This window comes from Curtobacterium sp. L3-7, assembly GCF_048756585.1.
GTDB lineage: Bacteria > Actinomycetota > Actinomycetes > Actinomycetales > Microbacteriaceae > Curtobacterium.
The window spans coordinates 3,388,434-3,405,450 of sequence record NZ_CP151474.1 but is presented as its reverse complement, the minus strand read 5'-3'; the positions used below and the strand labels follow the sequence as shown (position 1 = coordinate 3,405,450).

Annotated in this window: 20 protein-coding genes; 16 read left to right on the top strand and 4 right to left on the bottom strand. The window is 72.1% G+C overall.

What is annotated here, in order from left to right:
• Positions 1-13: 13 nt before the first annotated feature.
• From AAEP80_RS16375 to AAEP80_RS16345, 7 genes are all read left to right on the top strand, one after another.
• Entirely contained in the window at positions 14-748 is a 735-nt protein-coding gene (locus AAEP80_RS16375; protein ID WP_420365148.1) for an aspartate/glutamate racemase family protein, read from the top strand.
• Positions 745-2,061 (top strand): allantoinase AllB, encoded by a 1,317-nt coding sequence (gene allB, locus AAEP80_RS16370; protein WP_420365147.1) that lies wholly within the window; start codon positions 745-747, stop codon positions 2,059-2,061. Before AAEP80_RS16375 ends, allB begins: the two co-directional genes overlap by 4 nt.
• Positions 2,054-3,100 (top strand): acetamidase/formamidase family protein, encoded by a 1,047-nt coding sequence (locus AAEP80_RS16365; protein ID WP_420365146.1) that lies wholly within the window; start codon positions 2,054-2,056, stop codon positions 3,098-3,100. Before allB ends, AAEP80_RS16365 begins: the two co-directional genes overlap by 8 nt.
• On the top strand, positions 3,097-4,608 hold the full coding sequence (locus AAEP80_RS16360; RefSeq protein ID WP_420365145.1) for an AtzH-like domain-containing protein: 1,512 nt from the start codon (positions 3,097-3,099) through the stop codon (positions 4,606-4,608). Before AAEP80_RS16365 ends, AAEP80_RS16360 begins: the two co-directional genes overlap by 4 nt.
• A 66-nt stretch (positions 4,609-4,674) precedes the next feature.
• Positions 4,675-5,895, top strand: coding sequence for a pyridoxal-phosphate-dependent aminotransferase family protein (locus AAEP80_RS16355; protein ID WP_281265257.1), 1,221 nt, complete (start codon positions 4,675-4,677; stop codon positions 5,893-5,895).
• Complete coding sequence (locus AAEP80_RS16350; protein WP_420365144.1) at positions 5,892-7,124, top strand: allantoate amidohydrolase; 1,233 nt, start codon at positions 5,892-5,894, stop codon at positions 7,122-7,124. The genes AAEP80_RS16355 and AAEP80_RS16350 overlap by 4 nt, the downstream gene beginning before the upstream one ends.
• Complete coding sequence (locus tag AAEP80_RS16345; RefSeq protein WP_281265255.1) at positions 7,121-7,954, top strand: MurR/RpiR family transcriptional regulator; 834 nt, start codon at positions 7,121-7,123, stop codon at positions 7,952-7,954. The genes AAEP80_RS16350 and AAEP80_RS16345 overlap by 4 nt, the downstream gene beginning before the upstream one ends.
• A gap of 127 nt (positions 7,955-8,081) precedes the next feature.
• Here the strand turns inward: AAEP80_RS16345 and AAEP80_RS16340 are convergent, their stop codons facing one another.
• Entirely contained in the window at positions 8,082-8,555 is a 474-nt protein-coding gene (locus tag AAEP80_RS16340) for an SRPBCC family protein (protein ID WP_420365143.1), read from the bottom strand.
• Positions 8,556-8,587: 32 nt separating this feature from the next.
• Between AAEP80_RS16340 and AAEP80_RS16335 the strand changes: the two genes are divergently transcribed.
• Positions 8,588-9,643 (top strand): YeiH family protein, encoded by a 1,056-nt coding sequence (locus tag AAEP80_RS16335; RefSeq protein ID WP_420365142.1) that lies wholly within the window; start codon positions 8,588-8,590, stop codon positions 9,641-9,643.
• Positions 9,644-9,663: 20 nt separating this feature from the next.
• Positions 9,664-10,683, top strand: coding sequence for a dipeptidase (locus AAEP80_RS16330; protein WP_420365141.1), 1,020 nt, complete (start codon positions 9,664-9,666; stop codon positions 10,681-10,683).
• A 4-nt stretch (positions 10,684-10,687) separates the two neighbouring features.
• Here AAEP80_RS16330 and AAEP80_RS16325 read toward each other — a convergent pair whose 3' ends face one another.
• The gene (locus AAEP80_RS16325) at positions 10,688-11,347 is read right to left on the bottom strand and encodes a DUF899 family protein (protein ID WP_420365140.1); all 660 of its coding nucleotides are present in this window, start codon (positions 11,345-11,347) and stop codon (positions 10,688-10,690) included.
• A 266-nt stretch (positions 11,348-11,613) separates the two neighbouring features.
• On the opposite strand from AAEP80_RS16325, the gene cysK reads away from it, so the two are divergent.
• Both cysK and epsC read left to right on the top strand, forming a co-directional pair.
• Complete coding sequence (gene cysK / locus AAEP80_RS16320) at positions 11,614-12,552, top strand: cysteine synthase A (RefSeq protein WP_281265249.1); 939 nt, start codon at positions 11,614-11,616, stop codon at positions 12,550-12,552.
• Entirely contained in the window at positions 12,549-13,130 is a 582-nt protein-coding gene (epsC, locus tag AAEP80_RS16315) for a serine O-acetyltransferase EpsC (RefSeq protein WP_281265248.1), read from the top strand. Before cysK ends, epsC begins: the two co-directional genes overlap by 4 nt.
• Positions 13,131-13,139: 9 nt before the next feature.
• Here epsC and AAEP80_RS16310 read toward each other — a convergent pair whose 3' ends face one another.
• Entirely contained in the window at positions 13,140-13,439 is a 300-nt protein-coding gene (locus AAEP80_RS16310) for an excalibur calcium-binding domain-containing protein (RefSeq protein WP_281265247.1), read from the bottom strand.
• Between the two features lie 122 nt (positions 13,440-13,561).
• Between AAEP80_RS16310 and AAEP80_RS16305 the strand changes: the two genes are divergently transcribed.
• Positions 13,562-13,945, top strand: coding sequence for an MmcQ/YjbR family DNA-binding protein (locus AAEP80_RS16305; RefSeq protein WP_413601391.1), 384 nt, complete (start codon positions 13,562-13,564; stop codon positions 13,943-13,945).
• Positions 13,946-13,975: 30 nt separating this feature from the next.
• A complete protein-coding gene (locus tag AAEP80_RS16300) occupies positions 13,976-14,692 on the top strand; it encodes an ASCH domain-containing protein (RefSeq protein ID WP_420365139.1) in 717 nt (238 codons plus the stop codon).
• On the opposite strand, the gene AAEP80_RS16295 is transcribed toward AAEP80_RS16300, so the two are convergent.
• Positions 14,689-15,324 (bottom strand): MOSC domain-containing protein, encoded by a 636-nt coding sequence (locus AAEP80_RS16295; RefSeq protein WP_413601393.1) that lies wholly within the window; start codon positions 15,322-15,324, stop codon positions 14,689-14,691. The two genes, AAEP80_RS16300 and AAEP80_RS16295, sit on opposite strands and share 4 nt — an antisense overlap.
• A gap of 97 nt (positions 15,325-15,421) precedes the next feature.
• Between AAEP80_RS16295 and AAEP80_RS16290 the strand changes: the two genes are divergently transcribed.
• The 3 genes from AAEP80_RS16290 to AAEP80_RS16280 are packed head-to-tail and all read left to right on the top strand — an operon-like array spanning position 15,422 to position 16,952.
• The gene (locus AAEP80_RS16290; RefSeq protein WP_413601394.1) at positions 15,422-15,988 is read left to right on the top strand and encodes an RNA polymerase sigma factor; all 567 of its coding nucleotides are present in this window, start codon (positions 15,422-15,424) and stop codon (positions 15,986-15,988) included.
• Positions 15,985-16,611: a hypothetical protein gene (locus AAEP80_RS16285; RefSeq protein WP_413601395.1), complete on the top strand. Its 627-nt coding sequence runs from the start codon at positions 15,985-15,987 to the stop codon at positions 16,609-16,611. The genes AAEP80_RS16290 and AAEP80_RS16285 overlap by 4 nt, the downstream gene beginning before the upstream one ends.
• The gene (locus AAEP80_RS16280; protein ID WP_413601396.1) at positions 16,608-16,952 is read left to right on the top strand and encodes a hypothetical protein; all 345 of its coding nucleotides are present in this window, start codon (positions 16,608-16,610) and stop codon (positions 16,950-16,952) included. Before AAEP80_RS16285 ends, AAEP80_RS16280 begins: the two co-directional genes overlap by 4 nt.
• Positions 16,953-17,017: the final 65 nt, after the last annotated feature.

The following is a 17,017-nucleotide window of genomic DNA, read 5'->3' as shown; positions in this document are numbered from 1 at the left end:
CGGAAGGACCTCGATGCGCATCCGCGTCGTCAACCCGAACACCACCACCTCGATGACCCGGACGGTCGGCGCTGCCGCGTCGGCCGTCGCGGGCCCCGGGACCATCGTCGAGGCGGTGAACCCGACGATGGGGCCCGCCTCGATCGAGAGCCACTACGAGGAGGCGCTCGCGGTCCCCGGCCTCCTCGAGCAGATCGCGATCGGGGAGTCGGACGGGGTGGACGCGTACGTCGTCGCCTGCTTCGGTGACCCGGGGCTCGACGCGGCACGGGAACTCGCCACGGGCCCGGTGGTCGGGATCGCCGAGGCCGGCTTCCACGCCGCCGCGATGCTCGGTCGTCGGTTCGGGGTCGTGACGACGCTCGGGCGGACGGTCGGTCGGGCGCACGAGCTGGCGGACCGCTACGGGTTCGCCCCGCTCGTCACCGAGATCCGTGCGTGCGAGGTCCCGGTGCTCGAGCTCGACGACCCCGCGTCCGGTGCCCGTGCGCTCGTCGTCGAGGAGTGCCGGGCGGTGATCGCCGGCGGTGCCGACGCGGTCGTGCTCGGCTGTGCCGGGATGGCGGACTTCTGTTCCGAGGTCTCGCGGGCGATCGGCGCCCCGGTGGTCGACGGGGTCACCGCGGCGACGGTGCTCGCCGAGTCGCTCGTGCGGCTCGGCCTGTCGACGGGCAAGCACGGCGAGTACGCGTCGCCGCCCCGCAAGGCCTTCACCGGCCTGCTGCAGGACTTCGGAGCCGTCGCGTGACCGGCACCGTGTTCCGGGCGCAGCACGCGTGGATCGACGGCGCGTTCCGAACCGCGACGGTCGTCGTCGAGGACGGCCGGATCGCGGACGTCCTGCCCGGTGACGCCGCAACACCCGCCGACGCGGACGTGCAGGTCGTCCCGGACGGGCACGTGCTGCTCCCCGGGCTCGTCGACACGCACGTGCACGTCAACGAGCCGGGGCGCACCGAGTGGGAGGGCTTCGCGTCCGCAACCCGTGCGGCAGCGCTCGGCGGGGTGACGACGATCATCGACATGCCGCTCAACTCGATCCCCGCGACGACCACGGTCGAGGCACTCGCCACGAAGCGTGCGAGCGCCGAGGGGCGGGTCGCCGTCGACGTCGGGTTCTGGGGCGGTGCCGTGCCCGACAGTCTCGGGAGCCTCGACGCGATGCACCAGCAGGGCGTCTTCGGGTTCAAGTGCTTCACGGCGCCGTCCGGCGTCGACGAGTTCCCGCACCTCGAACCGGCACTGCTCCGTGCCGCGATCGAGGAGGTCGCAGGCATCGACGCGCTCCTCATCGTGCACGCCGAGGACCCCGCACACCTCGTCCCGCACGAGGCGCTCGGCGGGCACTACGAGGACTTCCTCGCGACCCGTCCGGCCGCCGCCGAGGAGTCCGCGATCGCCCAGGTGATCGACGGCGCTCGGGCGACCGGGGCGCGGGTGCACGTCCTGCACCTGTCCGACGCCGGCGCGTTGCCGATGATCCGCGCCGCGAAGGACGACGGCGTGCGGATCACGGTCGAGACCTGCCCGCACTACCTGGCCTTCGAGGCGTCGACCATCCCCGACGGCGCGACCGAGTTCAAGTGCTGCCCGCCGATCCGCGACGACGCCAACCGCGACGCGCTCTGGCAGGGCCTCGTCGACGGCACGATCGACATGGTGGTGTCCGACCACTCGCCGTCCACCGCCGACCTCAAGACCGACGACTGGGGCCTCGCCTGGGGCGGGATCGCCGGCCTGCAGGTCGGGTTCCGCGCCGTCTGGACCGAGGCACTGCGCCGCGGTCTGTCGCTCGAGACGATCCTGCCGTGGTTCACGACGGGGCCGGCTGCGCTCGCCGGCTTCGCCGACCGCGGCCGCATCGCGCCGGGCGCGCTCGCCCACCTCGCCGTGTTCGACCCGTCCGCCACCGAGGTGATCGAGGTGGCCGGCCTGGCACACCGGAACCCGGTCTCCGCGTTCGCCGGCCTGGAGGCTCGGGGCCGGGTGACCGAGACCTGGTTGCGCGGCCAGCGGGTCACCGCCACGTCCGTGGCCGGGCAGCTGGTGACCCGTGGCTGAGGCGCGACTCGGGTCGACACCGGAGGACGTCCTGTGGGGGCGGCTGCCGTCGCGCACGGACGTGCCGGCGCTGACCGTCGCGCCCGGGTCCGTGGTGACGGTCGACACCGTCTCGCACGAGGGCATCCTGCCCGACCAGGGGCAGGACCCGCTCGCGTACTTCGGTCGGCACGGGGTGGACGCCGGTGACGTGCTCGCGGACGCCGTGGACATCGCCAGGACCCTGACGCGCGACCCCGCCGACGGCCCGCACGTGGTCTCCCGACCGATCGCGGTGGCCGGCGCGGAACCGGGCGACGTCGTCTCGGTGACGATCCTCGAGGCGACGCCGCGGGTGCCGTACGGGGTCATCTCGAACCGGCACGGCCGAGGGGCCCTGCCGGGGGAGCTGCCCCGCGCGGAGGAGTCCGTGTCCGTGTTCGCGGACGTCGTCCGGCGCGACGGCGTCGACCACGGCCGGTTGCCCGCCGTCGAGGGTGGTCCCCGGACCATCACGTTCCCGCTCCACCCGTTCCCGGGCATCGTCGGGGTCACGCCGGACTCGGACGAGCGCGCACACTCGGTGCCACCGGGACCGCACGGCGGGAACGTCGACATCGCGCTGCTCACCGCCGGGTCGACGCTGCACCTGCCGGTGTTCGTGCCGGGAGCGGGCGTGTACGTCGGCGACCCGCACTTCGCACAGGGTGACGGCGAGGTCGCACTCACCGCGATGGAGGCGTCGCTCCGGCTGGTCCTCCGGCTCGATCTCGTGCAGCGGAGGATGGCGCTCGACCGGTTCGGCGAACTCGTCGGCCCGATCGCCGAGACGACCGAGTACCTCGTGCCGACCGGCATGGACGAGGACCTCGACGAGGCCGTCCGTCGCTGCGTCCGCGCGGCGATCGCCCTGCTCCGGGCACGCTGGGGCGTCGACGAGCACATCGCGTACGCGTACCTCAGTGCCGCGACCGACTTCCGGATCTCGCAGGTCGTGGACCTGGTGTGCGGTGCGCACGCCACCATCCGGAAGGCCGACTTCGCGGAGGTCGGCGCGTGATCGTGCACGGCACGTGGCCCGACGGCCTCGAGCGGGCCTTCACCGCGTACGAGGACGCACTGATGCGGGACGACACCGCCGTGCTCGACGACCTCTTCGAAGCGGGCGACGGGACGCTCCGCGGGGACGACTCGGGACTGCTGCGCGGACACGACGCCATCAGCGCCTTCCGGTCCGGTCGTGGCGGTGTGGCACGCAGGACGATCGCCGCCGTGGACGTCCAGCGGCTCGCCCCTGACACCGTCCTGGTCGTCGGGGAGTCGCACTTCGCCGGTGGTGGCCGCGGACTGCAGACCCAGCTGTGGTGTCGCACCGACGGTGCCTGGCGGATCCGGACAGCGCACGTGACCGGTCGGCCGAAGGCCTTCGACCGGTCGGTCTGGCGCGTCGTCGGCGACCCGCTCGTGCACGGTGCGGATGCCGGGCCGCTCGTCGGGGTGCGCGTCGCCGTGAAGGACCTCTTCGCCGTGCAGGGGCACGTCATCGGCGCCGGCAACCCGACGTGGGAACGTTCGGCCCGGTCGGAGGGCGTGTCCGCGTCCGCGGTGCAGACGCTGCTCGACGCCGGCGCGATCGTCACCGGGATCGCCAGGACGGACGAGTTCGCCTACGCCCTCGCCGGCCGCAACCCGCACTTCGGGTCGCCGCCGAACGGGGCAGACCCGACGCGGATCGGCGGCGGATCGACGTCGGGCTCCACGTCGGCCGTCGCGCTCGGCACCGCGGACCTCGGGCTCGGCACCGACACGGCGGGCAGTCTCCGCGTGCCGTCGTCGTACCAGGGGCTCTGGGGACTCCGGACGACGCACGACCGTGTCCCGCGAGACGGTCTCCTGCCGCTCGCGGAGTCCTTCGACACGGTCGGGTGGGTCGCCCGTTCGGCATCGGTGCTGGCGGCCGCCGCCGGGGTGTCCGTGCCGGGTGCCTGCGTCGGGGTGGACGACGGCGAGCTCCTCGTCAGCGACGCACTGCTGGGCGCCGCCGAGCCCGCGACGGCCGCCGCGTTCACGGCCTGGCTCGACCGGACCGGCCGTCCCGTCCGCCGGATCGAGCTGCCACCGCTCGACGACCTCGCCGAGACCCTCCGCGTGGTCCAGGCGGCGGAGGCGTGGCGGAACGACGGGCCCTGGATCGAGGCGCACCCGGACGCCCTCGGCGAGGACGTCGCGGCACGGTTCGCCGCTGCGGCGGCGATCACGGCGGAGGCCGAAGCGCTCGCTCGTGGGCGGCTCGAGGAGCTGCGCACCTGCGTCCGTGACGTGATCGGCGGAGGCGTGCTGTGCCTCCCGACCGTCCCGGGACCGGCCCCGTTGCGGACCGCGACCGGTGACGCCGTGCTGCGGACCCGGGTGGCGACCCTGCGGATGACCGCCGTGGCCGGGATCGGTGGCCTGCCCGCAGTCAGCGCGCCGTTCCTGACCGTCGACGGTGCACCCGTCGGCGTCTGCCTCGTCGGACCAGCAGGGTCCGGCCGGGCGATCGTCGCACTCGCCGAGACCCTGCTCTGAGACCCCGCCCTGAAACACTGCCGTAACGATCGTTCCGATATGCTCGTGAACGGAACGGAGGTACCGATGCTGCCAGTGAACCCGCCCGCTCGACTCCTCATGGGGCCGGGGCCGATCAACGCCGACCCGCGGGTGCTGCGTGCCCTGTCCACCCCGCTCGTCGGGCAGTACGACCCGTGGATGACGTCCGCGATGAACGACACACAGGCGCTGTACCGGCAGGTGTTCGGCACCGTCAACGACGCGACCGTGCTGGTCGACGGCACCTCGCGCGCCGGCATCGAAGCCGCGCTCGTGTCCCTGCTCGCGCCGGGGGACCGCGTGCTCGTGCCGGTGTTCGGTCGCTTCGGACACCTGCTCGCGGAGATCGCCGGGCGCGCTGGGGCGGACGTCCACACGATCGAGACCGAGTGGGGCCAGGTGTTCCCGACCTCGGTGATCGAGGACGCGATCGTGCGCACGAAGCCGAAGGTCCTCGCGATCGTGCAGGGTGACACCTCGACGACGATGAACCAGCCGCTCGACGAGCTCGGGGCGATCTGCGACCGGCACGGCGTGCTGTTCTACACCGACGCCACCGCGACCATCGGCGGCAACCCGCTCGAGGTCGACGCGTGGGGCATCGACGCCGTCAGCGCCGGGCTGCAGAAGTGCCTCGGCGGGCCATCCGGCAGCGCACCGCTCACCCTGTCGCCGCGCGCCGTGTCGGTCCTCGACGGTCGTCGCAGCGTCGAAGCCGGCATCCGCGAACCCGGCGACGAGGTCTCCGACGAGCCGATCCGTTCGAACTACCTCGACCTCGCGATGATCCTCGACTACTGGGGCCCCCGGCGCCTGAACCACCACACCGAAGCCGCGTCGATGCTCTACGCCGCGAACGAGTGCGCGCGCATCCTGCTCGAAGAAGGACGCGACGCCGTCGTCGCGCGGCACGAGCTGGCCGGACGCGCGATGCTCGCCGGGGTGGAAGCCCTCGGGCTCGAGGTGTTCGGCGACGTCGCGCACAAGATGCACAACGTCGTCGCGGTCTCGATCCCGTCCGAGGTCGAGGGCGACGCCGTGCGGGCGTCGCTGCTCGAGGACCACGGCATCGAGATCGGCACGTCGTTCGGGCCCCTGCACGGCAAGGTCTGGCGCATCGGGACGATGGGCTACAACGCCCGCAAGGACGCCGTCGTGACGACGCTCTCGGCACTCGAGCAGTCGCTCCGTCGCGGCGGGTTCTCCGTACCGCAGGGCGGCGGCGTGGACGCGGCCCTCGACACCTACGCGGGAGCACGACCGTGACCGTCGACGCCGCGACGATCGTCGCGTGGTGCGACGAACTCGCCGCCGTCACCGCGACGCCGGGCCAGATCACCCGCGTCTACCTGTCGCCGGAGCACGCCAGGGTGAACACGATCGTCGCGCGCTGGATGCAGGACGCCGGGATGACCACGTGGCAGGACGACGCCGGCAACCTGCACGGCAGCGTCCCCGGCGCCACGGACGACGCCCCCGTGCTGCTCGTCGGCTCGCACCTCGACACCGTGGTGGACGCCGGCCGGTACGACGGCATCGTCGGGGTGCTGATGGGCATCGCGGCCGTCGCCCGCATCCGCACCGAGCACGGGGCGCTGCCGTTCGGCATCCAGGTGATCGCGTTCTCCGACGAAGAGGGAACGCGCTTCGGCAAGGCGCTGCTCGGGTCCTCTGCGGTCGCCGGGGTCTGGGACGACGCCTGGTGGGAGCTGACCGACGCCGAGGGGGTCTCCCTCCGGCAGGCGTTCACCGACTTCGGGCTCGACCCATCGCGCGTCGGCGACGCCGCGGTGGACCCGTCGCGGCTCGTCGGGTACCTCGAAGCGCACATCGAGCAGGGGCCGTACCTCGAACAGGCCGACCAGGCACTCGGGGTCGTCACGAGCATCGCCAGTGCCCGCCGCTTCACGGTCGAGGCCGTCGGGGAGGCCCGGCACGCAGGCGGCACCCCCTACGAGCGCCGACACGACGCGCTCCTGGCCGCCGCCGAGGCCGCACTCGCCGTCGAGCGGATCTGCCGGGCGTCGCAGCACGTCGGAACGGTCGGCACGATGACGGTCGAACCGGGTGCCGTGAACGTCGTCCCCGGCCTCGCACACTTCTCGGTGGACCTGCGGGGCGAGTTCGACGAGGGACGCGACCGGGTGTGGGACGAGATCACGAAGGCGTTCGCGCTGATCGGTGAGCGGCGCGGTGTCAGCGTCGAGCCGACCGAGGTGCACAGGGCCCCTGCCGTGTTCTGCGCGCCGCGCCTGATGGACGCCGTCCGGGCCGGGATCGTCGCCACGGGTTCGCCCGCGCCGATGGAGCTGTTCTCCCGCGCGGGGCACGACGCCATGTCACTCGGGCTCGTCACCGACGTCGCGATGCTGTTCCTCCGGAACCCCGACGGCATCAGCCACCACCCGGACGAGTTCGTCTCCGAGGCCGACATCGCCCTCGGGCTCGACGCCCTCGTCACCGCGATCACGACCCTCGCAGCGGAGCCCTCGTGACCGCCGCCCAGCCCGACGTCCGCGGGCGCATCGACGCCGTGTGGGAGCAGCTCTCACCCGCCGAGCGCCGTGTCGCCGCGATGGTCCGCCACGACCCGGAGCTCCTGCTCGTCGGGACCTCGGCGCAGCTCGCCGCCGAGTCCGGCACCTCGAAGGCGACGGTCTCGCGGCTCGTCCGGTCCCTCGGGTTCCAGGACGCCGCCGAGGTCCGGCAGGAACTCATGTCGGCACGGGGCAGCGGGTTGCCCTGGGCCGCGGAGGACGCCGCGCACGTGGACCAGCGTGCCGTCGAGTCCCGGAACCTCGACGCCGCGTTCGCCTCGCTCGCCCGCGCCGAACGCCCCCGTCTCGCTCGGCGCATCATGCGGGCGCGCCGGGTCCTCGTGTTCGGGGAGCGCGGCGCGCACCCGATCGCGCTGCAGCTCCGTGCGCAGCTCGCACAGGTCCGTCCGGACGTCCGGGTCGGTCCGGCACCAGGGCAGCGCCTCGGGGAAGAGGTGGCCGACCTCGATCGCCGGGACCTCGTCATCGTGGTCACCGTCCGGCGGCACGCGGCGGGCATCGACCGACTCGTGCGGCACTGCGTGGCATCGGGCGCCGACGTCGTCGTGATCGGGGACCCGACGGCCGCCGTCATCGCCGCCCCCGCTGCGACGACGATCCTCTGCCCGGTGGACTCGCCGTCCGCGTTCGACTCGCTCGCGGCGCTGTTCGCCGTGGTCGCCGCGATCGCGAACGACGTCTACGAGGCCTCCGGTCCCGCCGGCCGTGCACACGTCGATGCCGTCGCAGCGGCGTACGACACGCTCGGGGAGCTCGCCGGCTCCTGACACGGGCGCTCGGGCCCAGGGGCCGAAACGACCCATCACGTCCGCAATGGGAAGCCGAACCGCGCGGAGGGGGCCGGAACGTTCGACCTCCTCCGCGCGATTCGACCTCCTCCGCGCATTCGACCTTCTACGTGCGATTCGACCCCGCAGGCCCGCGGAGCTCGGCGGCGAGCGACGCGTTGCGGGCGCGGATCAGGGCGGGCAGGTACCGCGCGAGGGCGACGCGCTCGGCGAGGAGGCCCAGCGGGCCGAGCGGTGCCCGGAACTCGATCTCGTCGACCATCCGCGTGCCGTGACCCGACGGCTCGAACCGGTGCTCGTGCCGGAACCGGGCGAACGGACCGCGGACCTGTTCGTCGACGAACCGGTGCGGTGCCTCCAGTGCGGTGATCCGGCTGGTGAGCCGCCAGACGATGCCGAAGTGCCACGCACGGAACGTGACGGTCTCGCCCAGCGCGATCCGGCCGCTCGTCGTGCCGGCCACGGCACGCTCCCCGGTGCCGGCCAGGGACCGCTCGTGTGCCCCGATGTCGAGCGACAGCGCGAACGCTCGAGCGGGTGGCGCGTCGAGCTCGGTCACGATGCGGAACGACACGGTCATGCCCCGATCCTCCCGCAGTGCAGGATGGTCACGTGGCATCGACGATGGAAACCGCCAGGAGGCTCGCCCCCGGTCTCGCGCTCGCCACCGGCATCGCCGTGGTCGCCACGGTCATCGGCCGGTTCCTGCCCGTCGTCGGGGCGCCGGTCAGCGGCGTGGTGCTCGGTGCAGTCATCGGCATGGTGCGTCGTCCGGCCGACTCGCTGAAGCCCGGGATCACGACGGCGTCGAAGTTCGTGCTGCAGCTGGCGGTGGTGCTCCTCGGTGCGCAGCTGTCGCTCGCCGAGGTCGCCCGCGTGGGGGTGGAGTCGCTGCCGGTGATGCTCGGCACGCTCGTCGTCTGCCTGCTCGCGGCGTGGGGTGTCGGGCGGCTGCTCGGCGTCGTCGGCAACCTGCGGACGCTGATCGGCGTCGGGACGGGCATCTGCGGCGCCTCGGCGATCGCCGCCGTGACGCCCGTGATCGGTGCGGTGTCGGTCGAGGTCGCGTACGCCGTCTCCACGATCTTCCTGTTCAACGTCGCCGCCGTGATCATCTTCCCGATCGTCGGGCACGCCCTCGGCATGAGCCAGCACGCGTTCGGGCTCTTCGCCGGCACGGCCGTGAACGACACATCGTCGGTCGTGGCGGCCGCGAGCACCTACGGCACCCAGGCGGCGAACTTCGCGGTCGTCGTGAAGCTCGTCCGGACGCTGATGATCATCCCGATCGTGCTCGGGTTGGCGTGGTTGGTCGGGCGGCGTGAGCAGGCGGCAGCGCGACTCGCGGCTGCGGACGACGGCGTGCCGGCGGCCGATCGGCCCCCGTGGACCCTCCGCCGGATCGTGAAGCTCGTGCCCTGGTTCCTCATCGGCTTCGTCATCGCTGCCGCCGTGAACTCCACCGGCGTCCTGCCCGGGCCAGTGCACCCCGCCATCTCGGCGATCGCAGCGTTCCTGATCACCGTCGCACTGAGCGCGATCGGTCTGTCCACCGACGTGGCCGGGTTCCGCCGCGCCGGGTTCCGGCCGCTCGTGCTCGGGCTGGTGCTCTGGGTCGTCGTCACCGGATCGAGTCTCGGGCTGATGGCGTTGACCGGGGCACTGTAAGCCGCGGTACCGTCGTCCGCATGAGCGTGACGTTCCCGGTGATCGACGGCCACAACGACCTGCCGTGGGAGCGGCGCGAGTCCCACGACTCCGGTGTCGAGGGCATCGACACCGAGGAGTCGTCGCTCCACACCGACATCCCGAAGCTCCGCGCCGGCGGTGTCGTCGGGCAGTTCTGGTCCGTCTTCGTCCCCGCCGACGAACCCGACCCGGTTCGCACGACCCTGCAGCAGATCGACCTGGCGCACCGGATCATCGCGCGGTACCCGGACGACCTCGCGCTCGCCCGCACCGCCGCCGAGGTCCGGGCCGCCGTCGCGTCGGGACGGATCGCGTCGTTGCTCGGCGCCGAGGGCGGGCACTCCATCGGGGACGACCTCGCCGTGCTCCGCGACTTCGCCCGGCTCGGCGTGCGCTACATGACCCTGACGCACAACGACGACACCCCGTGGGCCGACTCGGCGACGGGTGCCCGCGCCCACGGCGGACTGACCGACCGCGGCCGACAGGTGGTGGCGGAGATGGAGCGGATCGGCATGCTCGTCGACCTCTCCCACACGGCACCGTCCACGATGCGGGACACCCTCGACGTGGCCACCCGGCCCGTCGTCTTCAGCCACTCCTCGACGATCGCCGTGAACGACCACCCGCGGAACGTCCCGGACGACGTCCTCGCGCGGTTGTCCGACAACGGCGGCGTCGTGATGGTCACGTTCGTGCCGAAGTTCGTGTCGCGGGCATGGGCGGACTGGGAAGAGGCGGGCTCCGTCGGCGAGGGGCCCCTCGTCACGGTGTCCGACATCGCCGACCACGTCGAGCACGCCCGGGACGTCGCAGGGGCCGCGCACATCGGCATCGGTGGCGACTACGACGGCACCCCCGTGCTGCCGCCGGACGTCCGGGACGTCTCCCGCTACCCGGTGCTCGCCGAGGAGCTGTCGCGCCGCGGATGGGGTGCGTCCGACCTCGAGGCGTTGGCCGGCGGCAACGTGCTCCGCGTGCTCGAGGCCACCGATGACCGTTTCGCGCTGAACGTCTAGCGCGTCAGCCGTACGTCGGGAACTGCGGCCAGCCGTCGGGGCTGTCCTCCCAGTCCTGCTGCCGTCCGTACACCGTGCGGTCCATGACGTGCGCGACCGGCATGATCGCCTCCGTGCCGCGCGCCGTCGTCGAGTACGTCAGGTAGGGCACGCCGTCCCGGAGCAGGTAGTACGAGTAACCGGGGACCGGCCCCTCCGGCTGCGTCCAGCCCCAGTCGTCGTGGTAGCTCGTCGCGCCGGACGACACCCACGTGTGCGGCCAGCCCCGCGCCGCCTTCCACGCCTCGAGCTTCTCGATCGGGGCCTGCGCGATCATCGCGAACGCGATGCCCTCGTCCGCCAGCCGACCCATGTCAGCGGGCAGGTTGTCGGCGCCCCACGTGCACGCCGGGCAGGCCTCGTCCCACTCCGGGGCGTACATGACGTTCTGCACGAGCAGCAGGTACTTGTCGCCGAAGAGCTCGGTGAGTCGGACGGGGCCGTCCGGACCGGTGAACGCGTAGTCGTCGACCTGCACCATCGGGAGCCGCCGTCGTGCGGCTGCGACCCGGTCGCCGTGCCGGGTGAGTTCCTTCTCGTCCTGCACCTGCGCGTCGAGTGCCGCGTCGAACGTGGCACGGTCCACCACCGGTGGCGCGGCCTCGGGTTGAGACTGCTGGAACATGCCGACCTCCTCGTCGTTGCCGCGGAATGTACTCGGCTCGCCGCGTGCGCGCCCGAGTTCCGCGGTGGGCGACCGATCACGGGCATCAGCGGAGGAATGGTGTCGCTCAGCGTGCGACTCGGTGGGCAGCGGACCGGAGGCGCGAGCCGACCTGGGTGGGTGGGGCGCGTCATGGACAGGGCCGGATCGGGTCCGATGGCTAGGATCGGGCGCACACCGCGCCTCCAGGAAGGGTCGCGGACTCGACCCGAGTGAGGACGGACCGGATGAGCGGCACCATCTACGACAACATCTCCCAGGCCTTCGGCAACACCCCGCTGGTGAAGCTGAACCGGCTCCCGGCGGAAGGCGGGGCAGAGGTCCTCGCGAAGCTCGAGTTCTACAACCCCGGCGCCAGCGTCAAGGACCGCCTCGGCGTCGCGATCATCGACGCGGCAGAGGAATCCGGGGACCTGAAGCCGGGCGGCACGATCGTCGAGGGGTCGTCCGGCAACACCGGCATCGCGCTCGCGCTCGTCGGGGCCGCTCGTGGGTACCGGGTCGTCATCACGATGCCGGAGACGATGAGCGTCGAACGTCGTGCCCTGATCCGCGCGTACGGTGCCGAGATCGTGCTGACCCCGGGTCCGGAGGGCATGAAGGGTGCGGTCTCCAAGGCCGCGTCGATCGTCGAGGAGACGCCCGGCGCGATCCTGGCGCACCAGTTCGAGACCGCCGCGAACGCCGCGATCCACCGGAAGACCACCGCCGAGGAGATCCTCCGCGACACCGAGGGACATGTCGACGTGTTCGTCGCGGGCGTCGGCACCGGTGGCACGATCACCGGTGTCGGGCAGGTCCTCAAGGAGCGTGTGCCCGGCGTGCAGATCGTCGCCGTCGAGCCGAAGGACTCCCCGCTGCTGACGGAGGGCAAGGCCGGCCCGCACAAGATCCAGGGCATCGGTGCCAACTTCATCCCCGAGGTGCTCGACCAGTCCGTCATCGACGAGGTGTTCGACGTCGAGCTCGACGACGCGTTGCGGGTCGCCCGTGACCTCGGGACGCAGGAGGGCATCCTCGCCGGCATCTCGTCCGGTGCGATCATCCACGCCGCGCTCGTGATCGCAGCGCGCCCGGAGAACGCGGGCAAGCGCATCGTCGCCATCGTGTGCGACACCGGCGAGCGCTACCTGTCGACCGTGCTGTTCGAAGGGCTCACTGCGTGACGCATCGCCGACGTGGCGTGCTGCGGACCGTCCGGGAGGACCTCGCCGCAGCACGCCGAGGTGATCCCGCTGCTCGCGGGGACCTCGAGAACGCCGTCGTCTACTCGGGGCTGCACGCGATCTGGGCCTACCGGCTCGCCCACAAACTGTGGATCGCGGAGGGGCTGCCCGGCTCCCGATTCGCGGCGCGGGTCGTCGCGCAGACCGCCCGCGCCCTCACCGGCATCGAGATCCACCCGGGGGCACGCATCGGGCGACGGTTCTTCATCGACCACGGCATGGGGGTCGTCATCGGGGAGACCGCGGTCGTCGGCGACGACGTCCTGGTGTTCCACGGCGTGACGCTCGGCGGTCGTGGGGGAGCGCACGGCCCCGGCGCGAAACGGCACCCGACCGTCGGCGACCGTGTCGTGCTCGGCGCAGGGTCGTCGCTGATCGGGGACATCACGGTGGCGCACGACTCCGTCGTGGGCGCGAACACCGTCGTGACGAAGGACGTCCCGCCGCACTCGGTCGTCACCGGGGTCGCCGGCACCGCCCGTCCGCGGTCCGGTGGCGAGGGCGTCCCGACGCTGTAGGCGCTCGGGTCAGCTCAGCTCGCACGCGATGCCGTCGGCGTCAGCGTCGAGCTTCTTGTTGGCGTTGTAGAGCGCGTCGTCCTTCTTCACCGTGCCCTTGAACGCACGGTGGGTGACCTTGCCGCCCGACCGCACGGTGTTGTCCTTCGTGGCCTTCAACGCGATGCCACCGGAGTAGGCCTTGTGGACGGCGTCGCAGTTCTTGTACGTCGTGGTGGCCGCCTGCGCCGAGGTCGCGCCGCCGAGCGCGACCGTCCCGGCGAGGACGGTGGTTGCCGCAGCGACGGCGATGGTACGGATGACGCGCATGGTTCCCCCTGGATCGAGATCGCCGCATCGGGCATGCGGCAGGGGCGATCGTAGGAAGCGTCGTGCCGCGACGTCGCACCCCAGAACGGGGTGCTGTCGGCGGTGTGGGGCATGCTGGGGGAATGGACGGCACGGAGCTGCACGAGGTCGCTGCCCGCACCGCGCTGGCGCTCCCGGCAACCGAGGAGACCCAGCCCTTCGGCGAAGGCGCGTTCGTCTACAAGGTCGTCGGCAAGATGTTCGTGATGACGTCCGAGCTCCGCGGGGTGCCGATCGTGAACCTCAAGTGCGCGCCGCCGCACGGCGCCGCACTGGTCCGTGACCACGAGGAGATCACGCCGGGGTGGCACATGAACAAGCGGCACTGGATCACGCTCGCACCAGGGGACGGCATCGACGAGACCGTCGTCGAGGACCTCGTGGCGAACGCCTACGAGCTCGTGGTCGCGGGGTTGCCCGTGGTGAAGCGGCCCATCGATCCGGCACGCCGACGCGGGTCGGACTGACGGCGCCGGGGCATCTGGCAGGCTGTGGTCATGCAGTGGCGCAACGACCGGACCGTGCTCGAAGCCGCGACGGCGGTGGCCGAACGACTCGGCGGTGACGTCACCCACACCGTGGCGTCGGCTGCGATGGACCTGTCCGGCCGCGTGCACACGGCCGTGAACGTCTCGCACTTCACCGGAGGCCCGTGCGCGGAACTCGCCGTCCTCGGTGCCGCGGCAGCGGTGTCCGACGACCCGATCATGACGATCGTCGCGGTCGCCGATGCCGGACGCGGGGTCATCCCGCCGTGCGGTCGGTGCCGCCAGGTGCTGCTCGACCTGCAGTCCCAGGCGATGGTGCTGATGCCGGGGGACGGTGACGACGACCCGGTGGGGACCCCGGTGCGCGATCTGCTCCCCGGCGCCTACGACTGGCCGGACGCCCGTGCTCAGCGGGTCGTGCGGTTCGCCGGGCGGTACCACGACGACGTGCTGACTGGACGGAAGACCGCGACGATCCGGTTCCGCGATCCGCAGGGCATCGGCCCGACGACGTTCGTGTTCGAGGACGAGCACGCCGACGGGTTCGTGACGGCCGACGCCGTGGTCGACTCCGTGACGGTGAAGCGCGTCCGCGAGATCGACGACGCCGATGCCCGGGACGAAGGAGTCGGCGACGTGGCGGCGCTGCGCGACGGGCTCACCGGGCACTACCCACAGCTGCGTGACGACGACCTGGTCGAGGTCGTCCGCTTCCGGGTGGTCTAGACAGCGGCCCTGGCGAGGACCTTCGTCACGTCGCGTTGCACCTTCGGCGCGAGCGGCCGTTCGCTCGACAGGACGGCCCGTGCCTGGTCCGGGGTCATCCCCGCGAACATGTCGCCGATCGTGACGCCGTGGTCGGGGCGCTCGAGCACCGTGATCGGGTCGCCCGCCGCGACCGGTCCGGACTTGACCACCCGGAAGTAGGCGCCGGGTCGGCCCTCCTCGGTGAACCGCTTCACCCACTTGTCCACGCGGAGCCGGCGGGCGAAGGTGCCGCAGGGGATCCGCGGGATCGTGACCTCGAGCAGCAGGGTGTCGCCGACGAGCCAGCGTTCGCCGGTCACGGCCCCGGTGACGTCGATCCCCGACGTCCGGAGGTTCTCGCCGAACAGCCCGGCGGGGATCGGACGGTCGAGCAGGTCGGCGAAGTGGGCGGCGTCCTCGTCGGCGTACGCGTAGACGGCCTGGTCCTCCCCGCCGTGGTGCTTCCGGTCCGCCTGCACGTCAGCGTAGAGGCCGAGGGGTCGGACGCGGACCGGTCCGTCGACCGGACGCTTGTCGATCGCGGTGATCCCGATCGTGCCGGAATCGGGCAGCAGGCGGTCGACGCGGCAGACGGCGGTGACGAGCGACATGGGAACAGGATGCCCGAGATGTGTGACGAAGTGCAGTCTGGACGCGTCACATCCGTGAGCGCAGCATGCTCGCAACTCCGACCAGTAGAAGGAAACCGTGCACCACCCACCACCCAGGACGGCTCTCGTCGACCTCGACGACGGTGTCCTCGCCGGACGGTCGGCCGACGGCGACGTCCGTGCCTTCGAGGTCCTCATCCGCCGACACACACCACTGCTCCGCGCGTACGCACGCCGGACCCTCGGTTCGACGGACGAGCTGGACGACGTCGTGCAGGAGACCTTCATCACCGCCTGGAACCGCCTCGACGCCCTCCAGGACAACGCGCACGTGAAGGCGTGGCTGATGCGGATCCTCAGCCGGAAGTGCATCGACCGCATCCGAGCGCGCCGGGACCACGACGACGTCACCGAGCTCGAGGTCGCCGCTCCGTCCGACGATGCCCCGGAACGCGTTGCCGAGGCGCGCGACCGCGAGCACGCCGTCGAGATCGCGCTCGCCGAGCTCCCGGACGCGCAGCGGCGGTGCTGGCTGATGAAGGAAGTGCTCGGGTACCGCTACGAGGAGATCGCCGAGGAACTCGACGTGCCGCTCTCGACCGTCCGCGGGCTGTTGTCCCGTGCCAGGAAGAACATGATCCGTCTGATGGAGGGATGGCGATGACCGCCGCACCCGAACCGCTCGAGCCCGACCGCGTGGTGCTCGCCGCCCTCGAGCCGGAGGACCTCGACGGACACACGATCGACGAGCTCGCCGACTACCTCGACGCCGGCATGCAGCCGGCGGACCCGGACATCGACGACTCACCGGCCTGCCAGAACGCGCTCGCAGCGATCATCCGGCTGCGGCAGGTGTCATTCGGTTCGCTCGAGGCGGCGGCCCTGGCAGAAGCCCCCGCCGACGAGTCGTGGATCGGTGGTGTCCTCGCGAACATCTCACTCGAGGCCCGATCCGGCCGCGACGTCCCGCTCCGCGCCGAGGCAGCGACGGAACACCCGGTCATGACCGAGGGAGCGATCCGCTCACTGGTCCGTCGAGCAGGTGACGCCGTCCCGGGCATCGTCGTCGCACGCTGTTCGATCGACGGCGACGTCACCGTGCTCGCGGCCCCGGTGCGGGTGACCGTCGAGGTCGCGATCGTCGCCGGCCCGTCCATCCCGACGACCGCCGATCTGGTCCGCGCCGCGGTGGCCTCGGCGCTCGCCGAGCAGACGGACCTGGTGGTCGAGGCGATCGACGTGGTCGTCCGTGACCTGATCCAGACGACGTCGGAGGAGGAACGATGAGCGAGACGCGGGACGAGGACGTGCAGTCCGACACGACGGACACGGGGTCCGCCGTGGCCTCGATCGAGACGGCCGTGCTGGGGGTGGCCGGTGTCGCCGACCTGTTCCACGCGAAGCCGACACTCGGCAGCACCGCGAGGGCCGTGCGGCACCTGACGACGCCGGCATCGGCGCCACGGATCGTCGTCGACGGTGACGTGCTCCGCGTCGTCATCGGGACCGACGGTGTCGTCCCCGCGCCGCAGGTCGCACGAGCGGTGCACGACGCGGCCCTCGCCGAGGCGGCGCGCAACGGTCTCGTGCTGGCTCGGATCGACGTCCGAGTCGCGCGAGTCGGCTGACAGGCGGGTCCTTGCACGCGCGCGGGAGCGACACCGTCGTTGTCGTACGACAGCGATCGTGTCGT